This window comes from Bradyrhizobium sp. AZCC 1577 (assembly GCF_036924575.1).
In the GTDB taxonomy this organism is placed as follows: Bacteria; Pseudomonadota; Alphaproteobacteria; order Rhizobiales; family Xanthobacteraceae; genus Bradyrhizobium.
Window position 1 is genome coordinate 6,581,050 of the sequence record NZ_JAZHRQ010000001.1, and the last position, 17,889, is coordinate 6,598,938.

16 protein-coding genes are annotated in these 17,889 nt (G+C 63.4%); 4 read left to right on the top strand and 12 right to left on the bottom strand.

Translation table 11 applies throughout. From position 1 onward, the window contains the following. The first annotated feature begins 54 nt into the window (after positions 1 to 54). On the top strand, positions 55 to 843 hold the full coding sequence (locus V1278_RS31075) for an ABC transporter ATP-binding protein (RefSeq protein ID WP_334383383.1): 789 nt from the start codon (positions 55 to 57) through the stop codon (positions 841 to 843). After that, on the top strand, positions 840 to 2,399 hold the full coding sequence (locus tag V1278_RS31080; protein WP_334383384.1) for an ABC transporter permease/substrate-binding protein: 1,560 nt from the start codon (positions 840 to 842) through the stop codon (positions 2,397 to 2,399). Before V1278_RS31075 ends, V1278_RS31080 begins: the two co-directional genes overlap by 4 nt. 35 nt (positions 2,400 to 2,434) lie before the next feature. On the opposite strand, the gene V1278_RS31085 is transcribed toward V1278_RS31080, so the two are convergent. The 3 genes from V1278_RS31085 to V1278_RS31095 form a co-directional block, all read right to left on the bottom strand. After that, the gene (locus tag V1278_RS31085) at positions 2,435 to 4,162 is read right to left on the bottom strand and encodes a sulfatase-like hydrolase/transferase (RefSeq protein WP_334383385.1); all 1,728 of its coding nucleotides are present in this window, start codon (positions 4,160 to 4,162) and stop codon (positions 2,435 to 2,437) included. Between the two features lie 35 nt (positions 4,163 to 4,197). Further along, positions 4,198 to 5,907 carry a sulfatase-like hydrolase/transferase gene (locus V1278_RS31090; RefSeq protein ID WP_334369202.1) on the bottom strand — a complete coding sequence of 570 codons (1,710 nt, stop codon included), beginning with the start codon at positions 5,905 to 5,907 and terminating at the stop codon, positions 4,198 to 4,200. Between the two features lie 180 nt (positions 5,908 to 6,087). Next, a complete protein-coding gene (locus V1278_RS31095) occupies positions 6,088 to 6,786 on the bottom strand; it encodes a TetR/AcrR family transcriptional regulator (RefSeq protein ID WP_334383386.1) in 699 nt (232 codons plus the stop codon). 152 nt (positions 6,787 to 6,938) lie between these two features. Between V1278_RS31095 and V1278_RS31100 the strand changes: the two genes are divergently transcribed. Next, positions 6,939 to 7,556: a hypothetical protein gene (locus V1278_RS31100; protein ID WP_334383387.1), complete on the top strand. Its 618-nt coding sequence runs from the start codon at positions 6,939 to 6,941 to the stop codon at positions 7,554 to 7,556. Here V1278_RS31100 and V1278_RS31105 read toward each other — a convergent pair. Both V1278_RS31105 and V1278_RS31110 read right to left on the bottom strand, forming a co-directional pair. Then, positions 7,553 to 7,792 carry a hypothetical protein gene (locus V1278_RS31105; protein WP_334367501.1) on the bottom strand — a complete coding sequence of 80 codons (240 nt, stop codon included), beginning with the start codon at positions 7,790 to 7,792 and terminating at the stop codon, positions 7,553 to 7,555. The genes V1278_RS31100 and V1278_RS31105 overlap by 4 nt on opposite strands. A gap of 19 nt (positions 7,793 to 7,811) precedes the next feature. Continuing rightward, positions 7,812 to 8,663: an SDR family oxidoreductase gene (locus V1278_RS31110; RefSeq protein WP_334383388.1), complete on the bottom strand. Its 852-nt coding sequence runs from the start codon at positions 8,661 to 8,663 to the stop codon at positions 7,812 to 7,814. A gap of 456 nt (positions 8,664 to 9,119) precedes the next feature. Between V1278_RS31110 and V1278_RS31115 the strand changes: the two genes are divergently transcribed. Continuing rightward, positions 9,120 to 10,223 (top strand): DUF2336 domain-containing protein, encoded by a 1,104-nt coding sequence (locus tag V1278_RS31115; RefSeq protein ID WP_334383389.1) that lies wholly within the window; start codon positions 9,120 to 9,122, stop codon positions 10,221 to 10,223. Between the two features lie 487 nt (positions 10,224 to 10,710). On the opposite strand, the gene ilvC is transcribed toward V1278_RS31115, so the two are convergent. The 7 genes from ilvC to V1278_RS31150 form a co-directional block, all read right to left on the bottom strand. Beyond that, positions 10,711 to 11,730, bottom strand: a complete 1,020-nt coding sequence (ilvC, locus tag V1278_RS31120; RefSeq protein ID WP_213287708.1) for a ketol-acid reductoisomerase — start codon at positions 11,728 to 11,730, stop codon at positions 10,711 to 10,713. Between the two features lie 146 nt (positions 11,731 to 11,876). Continuing rightward, positions 11,877 to 12,479, bottom strand: a complete 603-nt coding sequence (locus tag V1278_RS31125; RefSeq protein ID WP_065749545.1) for a LysE family translocator — start codon at positions 12,477 to 12,479, stop codon at positions 11,877 to 11,879. Positions 12,480 to 12,486: 7 nt separating this feature from the next. Further along, positions 12,487 to 13,377: an EamA family transporter gene (locus V1278_RS31130; protein WP_334383390.1), complete on the bottom strand. Its 891-nt coding sequence runs from the start codon at positions 13,375 to 13,377 to the stop codon at positions 12,487 to 12,489. Positions 13,378 to 13,382: 5 nt separating this feature from the next. Continuing rightward, a complete protein-coding gene (locus tag V1278_RS31135) occupies positions 13,383 to 14,078 on the bottom strand; it encodes a class I SAM-dependent methyltransferase (RefSeq protein ID WP_334367495.1) in 696 nt (231 codons plus the stop codon). A 2-nt stretch (positions 14,079 to 14,080) separates the two neighbouring features. After that, positions 14,081 to 14,623, bottom strand: a complete 543-nt coding sequence (gene ilvN / locus V1278_RS31140; protein WP_334367494.1) for an acetolactate synthase small subunit — start codon at positions 14,621 to 14,623, stop codon at positions 14,081 to 14,083. Between the two features lie 26 nt (positions 14,624 to 14,649). After that, positions 14,650 to 15,636: a threonine dehydratase gene (locus V1278_RS31145; RefSeq protein ID WP_334367492.1), complete on the bottom strand. Its 987-nt coding sequence runs from the start codon at positions 15,634 to 15,636 to the stop codon at positions 14,650 to 14,652. Positions 15,637 to 15,833: 197 nt separating this feature from the next. Beyond that, complete coding sequence (locus V1278_RS31150; protein WP_334367491.1) at positions 15,834 to 17,609, bottom strand: acetolactate synthase 3 large subunit; 1,776 nt, start codon at positions 17,607 to 17,609, stop codon at positions 15,834 to 15,836. Positions 17,610 to 17,889 lie beyond the last annotated feature (280 nt).

Genomic DNA, 17,889 nt, shown 5'->3' on the forward strand with positions numbered 1-17,889 from the left:
TTTATCGGCTATCACTATACCCTTCAGGAACCGCCAAGGTTGGGACCGCGCCGAATGCCCGCCACGCCACTGATCGCCTATGCGCATGTCGGCAAGACGTTCGACGCCGGCCGCGTGGTGGCCGTCGATGACGTCTCGCTTGACGTCGCCGAGGGTGAATTCCTTGCCATAGTCGGCGGCTCCGGCTCGGGCAAGACCACGCTATTGCGGCTCGCCAACCGCCTGATCGAGGCTGACTCCGGCACCATCACGGTCGAAGGCGAGGACGTCCGCAACGTCGATCCGATCCTGTTGCGGCGGCGGATCGGCTATGTCTTTCAGAGCGGCGGGCTGTTTCCGCATCTGACCGTCGCCGGCAATATCGGCATCACGCCAAGGCTGCTTGGCACGCGGCCCGCCGAGATTTCCGTGCGGGTGGATGAATTGCTCGACCTTGTCAGGCTCGACCGCACGCCATATCGCGACCGGCTGCCGCATGAACTCTCCGGCGGCCAGCGCCAGCGCGTCGGCGTGGCGCGGGCGCTCGCCGCACGTCCGCGCATCATGCTGATGGACGAGCCATTCGGGGCGCTCGACCCCTTGACCCGCGACGCGCTCGGCGACGATTTTCGCGAGTTGCACAAGAAACTCGACCTGACCACCGTCATGATCACCCATGACATGACAGAAGCGATCCTGCTCGCCGACCGCATCGCGATCATGTGCGACGGGCGGCTGTTGGCGCAAGGCACGCCGGCCGAGCTTTCCAAATCCGACGACGCTTACGTCGGCGAACTCCTGCGCACGCCGCGGCGGCAGGCCGAGCGGCTCGGCGCCCTGCTGCCTCGCGAGGGTGCGGCATGAGCATCTTCGCCGATCCACGCTGGGGCGAGGCATTGGGCCACCTGCCCGACTATCTCGGCAATCACGTCCGCGTCAGCGTCGCCGCGCTGGCGCTGGGGTTACTCGTCAGCCTGCCGCTCGCGATCATCGCACGCCATCGGCCGGTGATGCGCGGCGCGCTGCTCGGGCTTGCCAGCATCGTGCAGACCGTGCCGGGGCTGGCATTGCTGGCGCTGTTCTATCCGCTGCTCCTGGCGCTCGCGGCGTTGTCGCTGTCATGGTTCGGCGTCGGTTTTTCCGCGTTCGGATTTTTGCCCGCGGTGCTGGCGCTGGCGCTTTATTCGATGCTGCCGGTGCTGCGCAACACCATCACTGGCCTGCAAGGTGTCGATGCCGCGATCCTGGAAGCGGCACAGGGCGTCGGCATGACGCCGCGGCAATCGCTGTTCACGGTGGAACTGCCGCTGGCGCTGCCGGTGATGATGGCGGGCATCCGAACTTCGGCCGTCTGGGTGATCGGCACCGCGACGCTGTCAACGCCGATCGGCCAGACCAGCCTCGGCAATTACATCTTTGCAGGGCTGCAGACCCAGAACTGGGTGTTCGTGCTGTTCGGCTGTGTTGCCGCCGCCGTGCTGGCGCTGCTGGTCGATCAACTGCTGGCGCTGATCGAAAACGGCTTGCGCAACCGCAGCCGTTTTCGCGCGACACTGGGCAGCGTCGGCATTGCGGCGCTCGTCGTTGCTACGCTGGCGCCTAACCTGGTGCGGCCGCAGACGAACTACATCATCGGTGCCAAGACTTTTGCCGAGCAGTATGTCCTGTCTGCCTTGATGGCGCAGCGGCTGAAGGCAGCCGGCCTCTTGGCAACGAAGCGCGAAGGTCTCGGCTCCAACGTGATCTTCGAAGCGCTGGCGGCTGATGATATAGACTTCTACATCGACTATTCCGGCACGCTGTGGGCCAACCAGTTTCACCGCACCGACATCAAGCCGCGTCAGGAGCTCGTAGCCGAGCTGAAGACGATACTAGCGAAGCAGAACATCACACTGCTCGGCGAACTCGGTTTCGAGAACGCCTATGCGCTGGTGATGCCGCGCAAACGCGCCGAGCAGTTGGGTATCCGCACCGTCGCCGATCTCGCCTCGCGCGCGGCGAACATGTCGATCGCCGGCGACTATGAATTCTTCTCGCGCCCCGAATGGGCCGCGCTACGCAGGGCCTACGGCCTGTCGTTCCGCGGCCAACGTCAGATGCAGCCGGACTTCATGTATGCCGCGGTCGCCTCCGGCGAAGTCGACGTCATCGCCGGCTACACCAGCGACGGGCTGATCGCGAAATACGATCTGGTGACGCTCGGCGATCCCAGGCACGCAATCCCGCCCTATGATGCGATCGTGCTGCTCGCGCCAAAGCGCACCAATGACGAGGCCTTGCGCAAGTCGCTGACCGAGCTGCTCGGCAAGATCGACATCGCCACCATGCGCGAAGCGAATCTGCGCGCATCCGGCAACGACGCGGCGAGCTCGCCGGATGCGGTAGCGCAGTGGCTGTGGGAGAAGGTGGGGAGGAAGTAACCCCGTCGTCATGCGCGGCCATGGCGAGCGGAGAGTTACAGTCCCTTGATCATCCCGGCGTCGATCAGGAGTCGATTAAATCGTCTCGCTTCCGCGCCCTTTCGGCAAGCATAGAACACGCCGTTGCAGCGAAGCATGATCTTCTTCTGCTCCTCGAACGACGGATCGAGCGGGACGCCGGCGGCTTCCTGGATCACGAGCGGAATGTAGGCCGCATCGAGCGTATCAAGCGCCGACGAGAGGTCGCCCGGCCGATAGTTGATGCCGTCAATCGCGTAATAGGTTGAGAAGTAGCGCGGATCGGCTGCCATCAAGCGTTTCGCCAGCAATTTCTGATCGATGCCGGGCTCAAGCAGCTTTTGCGAGATAGCCGGCTGGTGATCGCCGAAACGCAACACCAGAAACGACTGATCCGGATAGTCGCGCTTAAGGGCAGCGATGAATTCGCGGTAGTCGTTCTGCGTCATGACCTGGCGACGAATATATTCGTCGGTCTCCGCCGTGTTTCCCGGTGGCGTCCAGTCCGGCGGTGTCAGATCGGGCCGATAGACGTCGGTCCAGGGAAAATGGTTGGCCGTGAGGTAGACGAACATGAAGACCGGCGCGTGCTGCGGCTGCTCCCGCGCAAACACCTTCAAGGCCTGATCGAAGTAGAACTTGTCGGGCTGCATATCCTGGGCGACGCCCATATCCGCCATGTCGATGAAGTGGCCGACGCCAGCACCCTTCTGGAATGCGCGCGCGCCGAGGAAGTTGCCATAGGTCGGATAGAGCGAGAAGGTCTTGTATCCGCAACGCTTAAGCGCTTGCGGTAACCCGCGCGCAACACGGTTCGCGGTGATCCTTGTGACATAAAACTTCAGATCGCCGAACGACCGCGCCGACATGCCGGTCAGGACGTTGAATTCAGTGTACCACGTCGGGCCGCCGGTTGCCTCCGCGATCATGGTCCGTTGCTTGCCGTCGATGGACTTGAAGTAATCGGAGTACCCTTGCGGCACTTTGATGCCAGGCGCGGCCGAGATGTCGAAGCTCGACTCGTCGAGCAGCATGATGATGTGCGGTCGCTTTGCCGTGGCGTCGCAGGTGTCGGCGGGCGGCAGCATGGGCAGGCCGGCAGCGTGCGCTCCCGCAAGGCGAAGCGGGCCATTCGTCGGCGGATCGACCTCGATCCATCCCGTCGAAGCCAGCCGCGACACCGCCACCACGCCCGAGCGCGCCAAACTGGAAACATGATTGACCCCCTGGAACGGCTCCCAAGCCTGCTCGGGCCAGACTACCGACATCGCCGAGATCAATGCTGTCGTCGCAGCCAGCCCCGTCAGGGCAAAGCGGCGGCGCACGCGGAAGGGATCGAAATGCCAAACCAGCCACAACAGCGGAACCGCAACGAGGCCTGCCAAGGCCAACTGTAACTGCAAGCGTGGGAACACCGAGAGAAGGAACGAAAACGTATCGCGGTCGATGATCAGGAAGTCGAGGAACGTCAGCGTTAGCTGCAGAATTCCGAACTTGAAGTGCGACAGCGCGATCAGGATCACGATGATGGCCAGCGCCAGCGCCGCACAGACGCCGGGCCGCTGCAGCACGACCAGCAGGAAGCAGTTCACGAACACCCACGCCAGCACCGCGAGCGTGATCGCGAACGGTCCGTATTCGGTGGTGAGCAGGACCGCCAGCCCCGCCAGATGGACGGCAACGATCAGGCCAGCCGCGGCAAAGAACCGGACGCCGCGCGCTTTCGCGACGGCGGTTTCGCTCATTCCGGACTCGGCGACGGCAGCAGACATATCGCTCCTCAGAGCCCCTTGATGAAACCTGCGTCGATCAATAACCGGTTAAACCTGCGCGCCTCGGCGCCATCCTTGCAGGCATAGAATACCCCCTTGCAGCGGAGCATGATGTTCTTTTGCTCCTCGAACGAGGGGTCGAGCGGAATGCCGGCGGCCTCCTGGATCACCAGCGGCAGATAGGGCGCGTCGATCGTGTCCATGATCGCGGAACTCTTCACCGGCTCGAAGTTGACGGCGTCGATCGCGTAATAGGTGGTGAAGTAGCGCGGGTCGTGGGTATCGAACTTGCGGGCGACCCTGGCTTCATCCAGGCCGGGATCGAGCAGGTTAGAGGAAAACTCCGGCTGATGGTCGCCGTAGCGGACGATCAGGAATGGCTGCGCCGGGAATTTCTTTTTCAGGCTGGCGACAAACGCCGCATAATCCCCGGCGCTCAATGTCTGGCGGCGCAGATATTCGTCGACCACAGGCTCGTTGCCGGGGGCGCGCCAGGACGGCAGCAGGTCGGGGCGGAATTTGGTTTCCCAGGGGAAATGGTTGGCAGCGAGATAGACGAAGGTGAACAGCGGCGTGTTGGCCGGCTGCTCGGCGATCAGGTTCACGGCCTTGTCGTAGAAGAAGCTGTCGGGTTCGATGCCCTTGGCGCCGAGCGCGCGCGCGTCATAGAAGTGCTGGATGCCGGTGGAGGTCTGGAAGCCACGCGCGCCCATGAAGGCGCCGTAGGCCGGATAGAGCGAGATGGTGTTGTAGCCGCAGCGGCGCAGCGCCAGCGGCAAGCCGCGCTCGACCCGGCCCGAGGCGATGCGGGTGACGAAATAGGAGAAGCGGCCGAACGACCGCGACGACAGGCCGGCGAGCACGTTGTACTCGGCCATCCAGCTTGCGCCGCCGCTGCTCTCGGCCATGAACTTGCGCTCGCGGCCGTCAAAGGACTTGAAATGGCTGCCATAGCCCGGCGGCACCTTGACGCCGGCGGCCTGGCGGATGTCGAAGCTCGACTCGTCATGGATCATGATGATGTGCGGACGGCGACCGGCCACATGACAGGAATCGACCAGCGGCACCTTCAGCCGCTCGGCGGTCACGGCTTCCGATTCCATGAAGCCGTAATTGACGAAGTCGGAAACCGCGGTCACGCCCGAGCGGGCGAATTTGGAGAGATAGCCATCGTCGTAATAGCCGCGCCAGGCTTCATCGGGCCAGACGACGGAATAACCGGCCAGGCTTGCGAGACAGGCCAGCAGGCCAGCAGTGGCCGGCAGGCGGCGGATGCGGAACGGGTCGAGCCACCACAGCGCGTACATCAGCGGCAGGATGACAAGGGATGCGCCGACCACGCTCCAGCGCAAGTTCGGAAAGATCGTGAACAGATACGCCGCGGTGTCGCGGTCGATCACCATCAGGTCGACGAAGTTCGCGGTCATCTGCACGACGTCGTGCTTGAGCCGCGACAGCAGCACCAGCAGCACGACCAGCGTGAGCGACAGCGCGCCCGATAGCGCCGGACGCCGTAGCAGCGCGACAAAAAGGAAGTTCAGGATGCCCCAGGCCAGGGCAAAACCCATGCGGCCGCCGAAATCGCTTTCGGTGTGCAGCAGGAGCGCCAGCGCCGATATGTGCGGTGCAGCAACGGCCGAAAGCCGCCAGAAACCGATCGCGGCAAGCCCGGCAGCAAGGGTGGTGGCGGAGGGCCCTGGATTTGGCGCGGGCGCCATGGGGGAACGCAACATGACCCGGCGCAATACATAGCCTTGGCTGGCGACGACCAGGAGACGCACGACCCATCCGGAACCTGAGCCGTGTCACAAAAACGTAGTGGAATCGTCATGAACAGGCAATGAATTTGCCCTCGGTCGGACGTTTGCCGGTAGTCGTACGGCCGTTGAGCGCCATGATCAGGCCGGCCGTGGCCGGCTGGCTATCCCCTCGATGAAAAGATCCAGTATTGCCTCGGCGGTCCGCTCGGCCTCGGGGCCGGCCACGCCCCAGCGCGTGAAATGGCCGTCGATATTCATCCGGGCAAAACCATAGACCAGCGCCCGGCCGGCGATCTGCACCTGCTTGAGGTCGGCGCTGCGGAGCTGACCCGCCGCAAAGGCTTCGGCCAGCGTTTGCTCGGTCAGCGCGATCAGTTCGGCGTTATCGCTGGCGATGGCGGCCGACTGGTCGTGATCGAACAGGCGGCGGCTCGAAATGATTTCGAAATGGGTCGGGTTGCGCATCGCCCAGCGCAGATACGCGAGCCCGAGGCAGCGAAAGCGGCCGAGCGGATTGCCGGCCGGTGCCGCGGCAAGCGCTGCCTCGATCTCGGCCCGGAACCGCCGCTGCGCCTCCTCCGCCACCGCCTGGATCAGGGCATCGCGGCTCGGAAAATGCCGGAACGGCGCGCCCGGCGATACGCCGGCCCGGCGGGCGGCCTCCCGGACGCTGACCGCCTCCGCCCCGCCCTCGCCGACCAGTTGCAGCGCGGCGTCGATCAGGACGCGCCGGAGATCGCCGTGATGGTAGGGTTTTGGCGGGGCCGCTCGCGCAACGCGGCGGCGCGACTTGGTGGTGGGGGATTTTGCGACGGAAGGCTTGGCTGACGGACGCATGCCCTCTCCTACCATCACCCGGTCGTGAATGTAAGCACCGATTACACGGATTGACCCGATCTGCAGAGTGCATGTAACTGGTGATTACATTGCCATCCACGCCATTGCGAGCCAACGGGTCGCAATGACGGCTTAGACAAAAGGGGACGAACATGCCGACACATCAAAAATGGTTCGAAGGCTGGCGGCTGTTCGCCCTGCTCGCGTTGACGCTGCTGGCCATGAGCATCGGGATCGCCGGCATGCGCGGGTTCGATGTCGACGGCGTGCGCATGGTGATCCGCTTCACCGCACGCAGCTCGCTGGTGCTGTTCTGCCTTGCTTTCGCAGCCGCCGCGCTGGCGCTGTTATGGCCGAACGCCTCGACGCGGTGGCTGCGCCGCAATCGCCGCTATCTCGGCGTCACCTTTGCGGCCTCGCACGCCATCCATGCGGCCGCAATTGCCTGCTTCGCCGTGATGGACCCGATAGGCTATGCGGCGGCGACCTCGATCGCGTCCTATATCTTCGGTGGCATTGGCTATGCCTTCATTGTCGCGATGGCCGCGACCTCGTTCGACCGCACGGCCGCTGCGATCGGCGCACGCGCCTGGCGCCGGCTGCATCTCGTGGGCGGCTACTATCTGCTGTTCCAGTTCATGGTGTCGTTCGGCAAGCGGATTCCCGACATGCCGCTCTATGCGCTGTTCCTGATTCCGCTCGTGGCCGTGTTCGCGCTGCGGATGATCGCGATGGCGCCGCGTGCCCAGGCGCCGGCACGGGCGGGCTAGTCGTCCTTCAGGTAAAACTTCCGTCCGAGACGGCGGTGCACTGACAGGACGGCCCGGTCGACGTCGCTGATCAGGCTGTCGCCGAGAACGACGTTGGGGATTTCCCAGTTCCGCCCTTCGCGGATGTTGGGAAGCGCACGCACGGCGGGGACGGACGCCGTTTCGCATCCCGGTTGGCTGCGAAGCGCCGCGTCGGCGATTTGCGTCAGCTCGGCTCTGCTCTTTCCTGTCGTCACTGGTGGCCGGTGCCTTTGCTCATCTTTGCGGCGTCAGCCCGAGGCGCTTGGCGATGATCCGGTCGAGGGTGCGCTTGGGCAACACCGCCGCCATGAACTGGCGCATCGGATCCGGCGCGATGACGTAGCGCACCTTGGGATTGGGCCGCGTCAATGCCTCGAACACCTTCTCGGCGATCTGCTCGGCCGGCAATCCGTTCGCGCCGAGTTGCAGCATGAAGGCGCGGACTTTCTCCAGCGCCGGGAAATACGGCGAGTTTTTGTAGGCGGAGATATCGACCTCCTCGGCCTTGCTCCAGATCGGCGTTTTGACCGCCCCCGGCGCAATGATGATGACGTCGATCCCGAACAACATCAGTTCGCGGCGCAGGCTCTCCGACAGCCCCTCGATGGCGTGCTTGGAGGCGGAATAGGCCGAGGTCAGCGGATTGCCGTTCTTGCCGGCGACCGAGGAGATCATCACGATCCGCCCCTTCGGCCCATTCAGGGCCGGATCGGAGCCGAGCAGCGGCCCGAATGCCTGGGTCGCAATGATCGGGCCGATGAAATTGACCTCCATCTGGCGACGGAATTCGTCGGCGGCGAGTTCGAGCACGGGACCTGCGACCGCAATGCCGGCATTGTTGACGAGGCCGGCGAGCGTTTCGCCATCGAGCGCGGTGCGGACCTCGCGCGCAGCCGCCAGCACCGCGGCTTCATCGGCGACATCGAAGATCAGCGGCGTGAAGTTCGCCCCGAACTCACCCTTGAGACGGTCGGCATCAGCCTGCTTGCGCACGCTGCCGAACACGCGGAAGCCGCGGTCGAGCAAGAGCTTCGCACTGGCCCAGCCGATGCCGGTGGACGCGCCGGTGATGACAACAGATCTCATGACCTAAGCCCTTGTAAGAGGTCTAATGAAGTTCGTCGTGAAGGAATGCTTAAGCGCCGGCTCCGTGGGCTTCCTCCGCGGGGTGCAGCCAGCCTTGACGGCGTCTTGTTCGGCAGATTGCTATTCGAGTTTTTCCGGGAACGGTTTGGTGAGGATAGCAGCCGGACCGGGGTACCGGAAGCCGCGGCAGATGGCCGATCCGGTTCGACATCGGCGATTTATCGCGCGAAATCGCGGCATACGTCCCGATCGGATTGGTAAAGCAATTCAGAACGCAAAATTTGCAATGCGCGGCCTGCTTCGACATGCGCCTGTCCACAACAACCGCGGCCGATGCATTGCCCGATTCCAATGCAGTCGATCTGTGTTCTACCGGGTCCCCGCCCTTAACGCGGGTGTAAGGCTCGGCCGGCCATTGTGGGCGCGAACCCTTCAACAACAGACAGGCTGCCCACAATGGTGCAACAGCCGGCGCACTCGATCATTGCCGAACTTGAGGATGCTGTCAGAGGCGGCTCATCCGCCAAGCGGGTGGAGACCCTGCGGCAGGTCACCGATCTCTTCCTCCATGACGGAGAACGCCTCAGCGACGACCAGGTCAAGGTCTTCGACGACGTGCTCTGCCTCCTGATCGCGCGCGTCGAGACGCGGGCGAAGGCCGAGCTTTCCAAGCGGCTGGCGCCGCTCGACTACGCTCCGTTCGAAGTCATCCAGCATCTCGCCTGGGATGACGAGATCGAGGTCGCCGGCAACGTGCTGGCCCATTCCAGCCGGCTCGGCACCGACGTGCTGGTCGAGATCGCCAGCAGCAAGGGACAGGATCACCTGCTCGCCATTTCCGGCCGCGCCGAACTGCCCGCGGCCGTGACCGACGTCATCGTCGACCGCGGCGAAGGCCAGGTGATCCGCAAGCTCGCCAACAATGCCGGCGCCAAGTTTTCCGACCAGGGCTATTCCACCATCGTCGCCCGCGCCGGCGCCGACGACGAACTGGTCGAAATCCTCGGCCTTCGCGCCGATTTCCCGGCAAAGTTCATTGCGGACCTGCTGCGCCGCGCCAAGGAGACCGTTCGCACCCGGCTTCTGGCCATCGCGCCGCCCGCGCTCCAGGAAGAGATCAAGCGGGTCCTGAACGAGGTCGCCCGCGAGGCCCCGCCACCGAGCCGGAGTTTCGGAGTCGCCGAGGAACTCGTGAAGCTGATGAAGGGGCTGAACGAGCTCGACGACGCGGCGGTGTACAAATTCGCGGAGTCGAACAAGTTCGACGAAGTGACGGTCGCACTTGCCGTCCTCAACGACATGCCGGTCGAGATGACAGCGAAGCTGATGGAAGGGCCGCGCGCCGACCTGATCCTGATTCCCTGCCGCTCAGCACGGCTGAACTGGCCGACGGTCGAGTCGATCCTGCGCAACCGCCCGGCGCATCCGATCAGCGAGCAGACGCTGGAGATCGCGCAGCGCGACTACCGGAAACTGTCGATGGAGACGGCCCAGCGCACCGTCCGCTTCTGGCAGTTGCACAACAAGATCGAGAAAGAACCAATCATCCGGACGAATTGAGCGGCGCCGTCGTCACGGCACCGAGCCTGGATCAGGGCGAACTTCGATTCTCGTTTGACGAACGAGAATGCACATTAGGCAACCGAGCTTTGACTCGGTAAACGCTGATCTTTCCGTCGCTAATGTAATTGTTGAACTGCTTCCTGCCCAAGAATGTGCATTAGGCGTCAGTTCTTCGTTTCGGCTCGGCTGGCGCGCTTCGAGCGGCGGGTTGAAGAATGTGCTTGAAGCAGCAACCCTTCGAGGAAACGGCGAGACCGCTTGTGCGATCTCGCCGGATATACCGAGCAAGGCTTAAAAATTGGTATGCCGGTAATGCATCGAACCGGCCACTGAATGCTCTCGTGCCCCGGACGCGGTGCCGCGCGCTCCCCGCGATGCGAAGCATCATCCGGTGCGATGCGCCGCAGAGCCGGGACCGCTTCGATGGACCCCGGACCAGCAGCGCATCACTAGCGTGCTGCGCTGCATCCGGGGAACGACACCGTCAGTTCTTCGTCTTGTCGACCAGCGCGCCCTTCTTGATCCACGGCATCATGTCGCGGAGCTTGGCGCCGACTTCCTCGATCGGGTGCTGGGCGAGCTTGGCGCGGGTCGCTTTGAACGAGGTCTGGTTGACCTTGTTCTCCAGCATCCAGTCGCGGGCGAACTTGCCGGACTGGATGTCGTTGAGCACCCGCTTCATCTCCTTCTTGGTCTCGTCGGTGACGATACGCGGGCCGGTGACGTATTCGCCGTACTCGGCGGTGTTGGAGATCGAGTAGTTCATGTTGGCGATGCCGCCTTCATAGATCAGGTCGACGATCAGCTTCACCTCGTGCAGGCACTCGAAATAAGCCATCTCGGGCGCGTAGCCGGCTTCGACCAGCGTCTCGTAGCCGCCCTTGATCAGTTCGACCAGGCCGCCGCAGAGCACCACCTGCTCACCGAACAGATCGGTCTCGCACTCTTCCTTGAAGGTGGTCTCGATGATGCCGGCGCGGCCGCCGCCGATCGCCGAGGCATAGCTCAAGCCCAGGTCATGGGCATTGCCGGAGACGTCCTTGGCGATCGCGATCAGGCAGGGCACGCCGCCGCCGCGCTGATATTCCGAGCGCACGGTATGGCCGGGGCCCTTCGGGGCGATCATCAGCACGTCGAGGTCGGCGCGGGGATCGAGCAGGTTGAAATGGACGTTGAGGCCGTGCGCGAATACCAGCGCCGCACCCTTCTTCATGTTGTCGTGCAGGTGCTCGCGGTAGATGTCGCCCTGCAGTTCGTCCGGGGTCAGCATCATGACGAGGTCGGCCCATTTCGCGGCCTCGGCGACTTCCATCACCTTGAAGCCGGCGGCTTCCGCCTTCTTGGCAGAGGCCGAGCCCTTGCGCAGCGCAATCGCCACTTCCTTGACGCCGGAGTCCTTCAGGTTCAGCGCATGGGCGTGGCCCTGACTGCCATAGCCGACGATGACGACCTTTTTGCCCTTGATCAGGTTCAGGTCGGCGTCGCGATCGTAATAAACACGCATGGTCGTTTCCTCAATCGATGGCCAAAAAGGGCCGGTTAATCAGTCATTTGGACAGGTGGGACCGCCGGTCGCCCGCGAATTTCCGGCGTTGTCTAGAGCATTTTCCCTCGAAGGGGAAACCCGTTTATGCATGGCCCGGTGCGGCATCATGCGTCCATGAAGACCGGATAGAGCGAGGCCAGGAGCAGCACCGCCATCACGATATTGAAGGCGCGCACCGCCCGGCGGGAGGTCAGGATCGGCCGCAGGGCGGTGCCGAACAGGGCCCATGCCGTGCAAGACAGGATGCCCAGGAGCAGGCTTAAGCCGACCTGGATCGCGATATTCCAGGGATAGGCGGCGATCGCCGCATAGGCGGTGATGGTGCCGATCACCATGACCCAGCCCTTGGCGTTGACCCACTGGAACATCGCCGCGCCCCAGAACGTCATCGGACGACCCCGGCTGTCCTGATCCGCCGACGGCGGCTCGGACATCGCGATCGCCCAGGCCAGATAGATCAGGTAGGCCACGCCGGCATATTTCAGGATGGTCTGCAGCACCGGATAGGCGATGAAGATGGTCCCGAGCCCGAGGCCGACGGCGCCGACCATGAAGGCAAAACCGACCGTGATTCCCATGATGTGCGGGATGGTCGGACGGAAGCCGTAGGTGAGCCCCGACGACAGCAGCATGATGTTGTTCGGCCCCGGCGTGAAGAACATCACGGTGGCGAACATGATGAAGGCGATCAGCAGCGATTGCGACATGGGGGCCTCATGCGATCTTTGGCAGAACTTGTTTTTCTGAAGCCTTGGTACTTTTGGAGAGCAACATGACGGCGATGCCGCCGACGACGGTGACCATGCCGCCAAGCCGTAGCGGCCCAAAGGTTTCGCCGAACACGACGCTCGATGCAGCGGAACCGACGAACGGGACCAACAGCGCGAACGGCACCACTTGCGCCGCCGGGTAATCCCGCAGCAGCCGGCCCCACAGCCAGTAGGCGATGCTGGTGGAGACGGCGCCGAGGCCAATCATGCACAACAAACCGGTGAGGGACATGTGGGTCAGCGCATGCCAGGTCGGCTGCGGGCCGTTGCTGACCAGCGTCAACGCAAACAGCGGAACTGCCGCGACCAGACACAGCCACGCGAACAGGTCGAACATCGGCACGCCCTGCGCATGCCGCAGCAGCAGGTTGCCGGCCGCGAAGCTGAGCGGCGAGATCATCAAGATCGCGAAGGCGCTGACGCTGAAATCGTAGCCGACGGTGCCGCAGATCATCAGCAGGCCTGCGGTGGCGATAGCAATGCCGACTGTCTGCCCCGCGCTCGGCCGCTCGCGAAACAACAGCGCGGCAAAGCCGATGGTGAATAGCGCCTGGCTCTGCACGATCACGCTGGAGAGACCGACCGGAACGCCGAGCGCAATGGCAAAGGCCTGGGCAAGAAACTGGCCGAGGAACAAGGTGAAGCTGATCGCGACCAGCACCGTCCAGGAAACCTTGGGCCGCGCCACGAACAGGCAGGGCAAGGCCGCGATGGAAAAGCGCAGCGTCGTCATCAATTCCGGCGAAAACTCGTCGAGCGCGATCCGGCTGGCCACAAAAGCAAGCCCCCAGATCACCGCCACCAATACGGCGATGCAAACATCGGCCGGTTTCATTTTTTCTAGCTCTGTTGATCCGGCTTTGGTTTGCGCAGGATATAGGTGCCGTGCAGCGGCGCGTGGTAGTCGACCGATTCCAGCGTGAAGCCGATATCGGTCAGCATGCGCTCGATCACCCAGCCGAAGGTCGAGTACTCGTCGCGCATATGGGTGACCACGCCGTCGCGCTGGAAATCGTGGTTCTTGATGGTGAAATCGGCCCACTGCTCGACATCGCGCTCGGTGCCGTCGGGCATGCTGACGAATACGATGTCGCGCAGGTAGAAATTCGCGCCGGGCTTCAGCGCGGCATAGATCCTTGCCAGCGCCACCGCCTTCCAGAAGTCAGGCAGATGGTGCAGCGTGAATTCGCTGACGATCAGGTCGTAGGAATTGGGCTGGTAGGCAAAGCTCAGCAAGCCTGCCGGCTGGGTGCGGATCGCAACCTTGCGGTCGCGGGCCTGGATATTGGCGAGCGCCAGCATCGCCGGCGAAATATCTATTGCGTCGACCTCGGCCCCCATCAACGCCGCTTCGCAGGCCAGTACACCGTTGCCGCAACCGATATCGGCCACGCGCCAGCCGCGCTGCACGCCGAGCATGGTGAGCGCGGCCCGCGCGCGATCGTCGCTGTTGTCATGCCGGTCGTAGATCGAGGCGACCGCCGAATCGAGCCCGAGCCGCCGCCTTTGAGTGTAATACCAGTCCCGCGCCAGCATGTTCACATCCCCTCAGGCCCACGCCCGATCGCGGCAACGCCAGTGCGCGACACCTCGACAAGGCCGAGCGGGCGCATCAGGTCGATAAATTCACTGATCTTGGATGAATTGCCTGTGATCTCGAACACAAAACTCTCGGTCGTGGCGTCGATCACGCGGGCACGGAACGCGTCCGCCAGCCGCAACGCCTCGACCCGGCTGTCGCCGCGGCCACGCACCTTCACCATGGCGAGTTCCCGCTCGATCGAGCGGCCGGTAATCGTCATGTCGACGACGCGGTAGACCGGGATCATGCGGTCGAGCTGGTGCTTGATCTGCTCGATCACCGTCGGTGTACCCGTCGTGACGATGGTGATGCGCGAGAGATGCTTGTGGCTCTCGGTTTCGGAGACGGTGAGACTGTCGATGTTGTAACCGCGCCCCGAAAACAGGCCGATCACGCGCGCGAGCACGCCGGGCTCGTTCTGCACCAGCACCGAGAGCGTATGCGTCTCGTTGGGATCGTGGCGCTCTTCCAGAAAGTAGGCGGATGCGGGCTGATTCATTGTCGTCCCCTCGGATTCCTTCTTTGTCACGTCATCGCCCGCTGATCTGCGGCAGCGGCATCCGGCCCGACCCAGTGGTGAAATCGGTCAAAATCGATGTTGCCACCGCTCAAAACAAGGCCAACGCGCTTACCTTGAAGTTTCTTCTTCTCCTGCAGGGCTGCCGCGAGTGCAGCCGCGCCGGCGCCTTCCGCAAGATTGTGCGTATCGGTCCAGTAAGCCCGCATCGCCGAGGCGATTTCATCGTCCGTGACCTGCACGACGCGGGAAGCGCCCTTGCAGATGATCGCGACCGCGTCGGCATCGGGAATGCGTGTCGCTACGCCATCGGCGCGCGTGTTGCTGGTTTCGGTCGTTACGACGCCGCCGGCCACGAACGAGAGCGCATAAGAGGGCGCTTCGGTCGATTGCACGCCAACGATTTCCGTCTTCAAACCCAGCAGATCGCGCGCCAGGATGCAGCCGCAAATGCCGGAGCCCTGCCCGATCGGAACATAGAGAACGTCGAGATCCGGCGCCTTTCGCAATAGTTCGAGCGCATAGGTCGCAACACCCAGGACGAGATCGGGATGGAAGGCCGGCACGATTTCCAGCCCATTGATCTCCGCGCGACGATAGGCTTCCTCGCGCGCCGCCTGAAAATCCTCGCCGTGCTCGACAAGCTCGGCGCCAAATCCGCGTATCGCGCGATTTTGCTCGACCGAATTGCCGTGCGGGACATAGATCGTCACCGGCACGCCGTGACGGCTCGCCGCAAACGCGAGACTCTGTCCATGATTGCCGCGCGTCGCCGAAATGATCCCGGGCGTGTTGGGCCGTTCACGCTTCAGGCGTTCAAGGTAGATCAGCCCGCCGCGCACCTTGAAAGCGCTAGTCGGGGTATGGTTCTCGTGCTTGACAACAATCGTGGTGCCGAGCCGGTCGCCGAGCAGCGGCCAGGCATGAGCCGGCGTCGGCGGCACCGCCTGCCCCACAATCTCGTGCGCGCGTTCGAGCTCTCTGAGGTCAAACACTTCTCGATCCTCTCATAGGCTCGTCATCCCCGCGAAGGCGGGGATCCAGTATTCCAGAGGCGCCCGAGATTAGCGGAGACGTTCCGGCGTACTGGATCGCCCGGACTTCTGCGTGAAGACGCGCTTCGCGCTTTCGCCGGGCGATGACAGCGGAATTTTTGTCTCGCGTCCTCACAGCGAACCCTTGTCTCGCATTCTCACACCAGCGCCTTGCCGCCGGCGAACGCCGCGGCGGTGGCTTCATCGGTTGCTTCCGCCGGCAGCAGCATTTCGTTGTGCGCCTTGCCGGACGGAATCATCGGGAAGCAGTTTTCCAGCGCGGCGACGCGGCAATCGAACAGCACCGGACGCTTGACCTTGATCATCTCCTTGAGCGCACCGTCGAGATCGCCGGGCTTGATCGCCTGGATGCCGACGCAGCCGAACGCATCGGCGAGCTTGACGAAATCCGGCAGCGCCTCGGAGTAAGAATGCGACAGCCGGTTGCCATGCAGGAGCTGCTGCCACTGCCGCACCATGCCCATGTACTGGTTGTTCAGGATGAAGATCTTGATCGGCAGTTCAAACTGAACCGCCGTCGACATCTCCTGCATCGTCATCTGCACCGAGGCGTCGCCGGCAATGTCGATCACGAGGCTGTCAGGGTGCGCAACCTGCACGCCGAGCGCTGCCGGCAGGCCGTAGCCCATGGTGCCGAGACCGCCCGACGTCATCCAGCGATGCGGCTCCTCAAAACCGAAGAACTGCGCCGCCCACATCTGATGCTGGCCGACTTCGGTGGTGATGTAGGTGTCATGGCCGCGCGTCGCCTCGAACAGCTTCTGAATGGCGTATTGCGGCAGGATGACGTCGTTGCTCTTCTTGTAAGCGAGCGAATTGCGCGCGCGCCAGGTGGCGATCTCCTGCCACCAGCTCTTGATGTCAGGCTTCTTCGCCTCCGCCCTGAACACCTGCAGCAGGTCGCCGAGCACATTGCCGGCGTCGCCGATGATCGGCACGTCGACGCGGATGTTCTTGTTGATCGAGGACGGATCTATATCAACGTGGATCTTCTTCGAGCCTGGCGAGAATGCGTCGGTCCGGCCGGTGATGCGGTCGTCGAAGCGCGCGCCGACGCACAGCATGACGTCACAACCATGCATCGCCATGTTGGCCTCGTAGGTGCCGTGCATGCCGAGCATGCCGAGCCAGTTCTTGCCGGTTGCCGGATAGGCGCCGAGGCCCATCAGTGTCGAGGTGATCGGAAAGCCAGTGACCTCGACCAACTCGCGCAACAGCTTCGACGCCTCGGGTCCGGAATTGATGACGCCGCCGCCGGAATAGATCACCGGGCGCTTTGCGGCAGCCAACAGCGCCACCGCTTTTCGGATCTGTGCCGCATCGCCTTTCACCCGCGGGGTATAGGACACATGCACGTCGGATTTGCGCGGCGGATGATAGGTGCCGACCGCAAACTGCACGTCCTTGGGCACGTCGACCACGACGGGTCCGGGACGGCCCGTGGTCGCAACGTAGAACGCCTCGTGCAGCACCTTGGCCAGATCGTTGACGTCGCGCACCAGCCAGTTGTGCTTGGTGCAGGGACGGGTGATGCCGACGGTGTCGCATTCCTGGAACGCGTCGTTGCCGATCAGGTGCGTCGGCACCTGGCCGGTGATGCACACCAGCGGGATCGAATCCATCAGCGCATCCGTCAGCGGCGTCACCATGTTGGTGGCGCCTGGGCCTGACGTCACCAGCACCACGCCCGGCTTGCCAGTCGAGCGCGCGTAGCCCTCCGCCGCATGGCCGGCGCCCTGCTCGTGCCGCACCAGGATGTGCTCAACGTCGCTCTGCTGGAAAATCTCGTCATAGATCGGAAGCACCGCGCCGCCGGGATAGCCGAAGATGTGCTGGACACCGTGATCGATGAGCGCGCGCACGATCATCGCGGCGCCGGTCATCTGATTGGGGTCGTTGCTCTTGTCGGTCATGGTCTGCTCCGGATGCGCTTGTCGGCGCGGCTTCTTTCGGTTGTCTGTTTTGGGAAATAAAAAAGGGCCCGAGAGGCCCCATGCACACCGCCTGAATTTGGATGGCCGCTAGCCATCCCCGGCGGTGTGCCTGGGTACGACGACGATAAGCAGTTTGGTAATAATGTTACGCATTTTGCGGCCCGGACTTCCCAAAGGTTGCGCGGGTTATACCGTTCGGCCCCCGGAAGTCAAGGGACGGACGCTCTCGGCGCGATTTAGGCATTGTAGCGGTGTTCCG

Coding starts and splice junctions, on each gene's coding strand:
- V1278_RS31125 (WP_065749545.1), bottom strand. CDS start 12,479: ATGTCGCAATCGCTGCTGATCGCCTTCATCATGTTCGCCACCGTGATG.
- V1278_RS31150 (WP_334367491.1), bottom strand. CDS start 17,609: ATGACCGACAAGAGCAACGACCCCAATCAGATGACCGGCGCCGCGATG.
- V1278_RS31080 (WP_334383384.1), top strand. CDS start 840: ATGAGCATCTTCGCCGATCCACGCTGGGGCGAGGCATTGGGCCACCTG.
- V1278_RS31115 (WP_334383389.1), top strand. CDS start 9,120: ATGGTGCAACAGCCGGCGCACTCGATCATTGCCGAACTTGAGGATGCT.
- ilvC (WP_213287708.1), bottom strand. CDS start 11,730: ATGCGTGTTTATTACGATCGCGACGCCGACCTGAACCTGATCAAGGGC.
- V1278_RS31085 (WP_334383385.1), bottom strand. CDS start 4,162: ATGAGCGAAACCGCCGTCGCGAAAGCGCGCGGCGTCCGGTTCTTTGCC.
- ilvN (WP_334367494.1), bottom strand. CDS start 14,623: ATGAATCAGCCCGCATCCGCCTACTTTCTGGAAGAGCGCCACGATCCC.
- V1278_RS31090 (WP_334369202.1), bottom strand. CDS start 5,907: ATGGCGCCCGCGCCAAATCCAGGGCCCTCCGCCACCACCCTTGCTGCC.
- V1278_RS31075 (WP_334383383.1), top strand. CDS start 55: ATGCCCGCCACGCCACTGATCGCCTATGCGCATGTCGGCAAGACGTTC.
- V1278_RS31135 (WP_334367495.1), bottom strand. CDS start 14,078: ATGCTGGCGCGGGACTGGTATTACACTCAAAGGCGGCGGCTCGGGCTC.
- V1278_RS31130 (WP_334383390.1), bottom strand. CDS start 13,377: ATGAAACCGGCCGATGTTTGCATCGCCGTATTGGTGGCGGTGATCTGG.
- V1278_RS31095 (WP_334383386.1), bottom strand. CDS start 6,786: ATGCGTCCGTCAGCCAAGCCTTCCGTCGCAAAATCCCCCACCACCAAG.
- V1278_RS31110 (WP_334383388.1), bottom strand. CDS start 8,663: ATGAGATCTGTTGTCATCACCGGCGCGTCCACCGGCATCGGCTGGGCC.
- V1278_RS31100 (WP_334383387.1), top strand. CDS start 6,939: ATGCCGACACATCAAAAATGGTTCGAAGGCTGGCGGCTGTTCGCCCTG.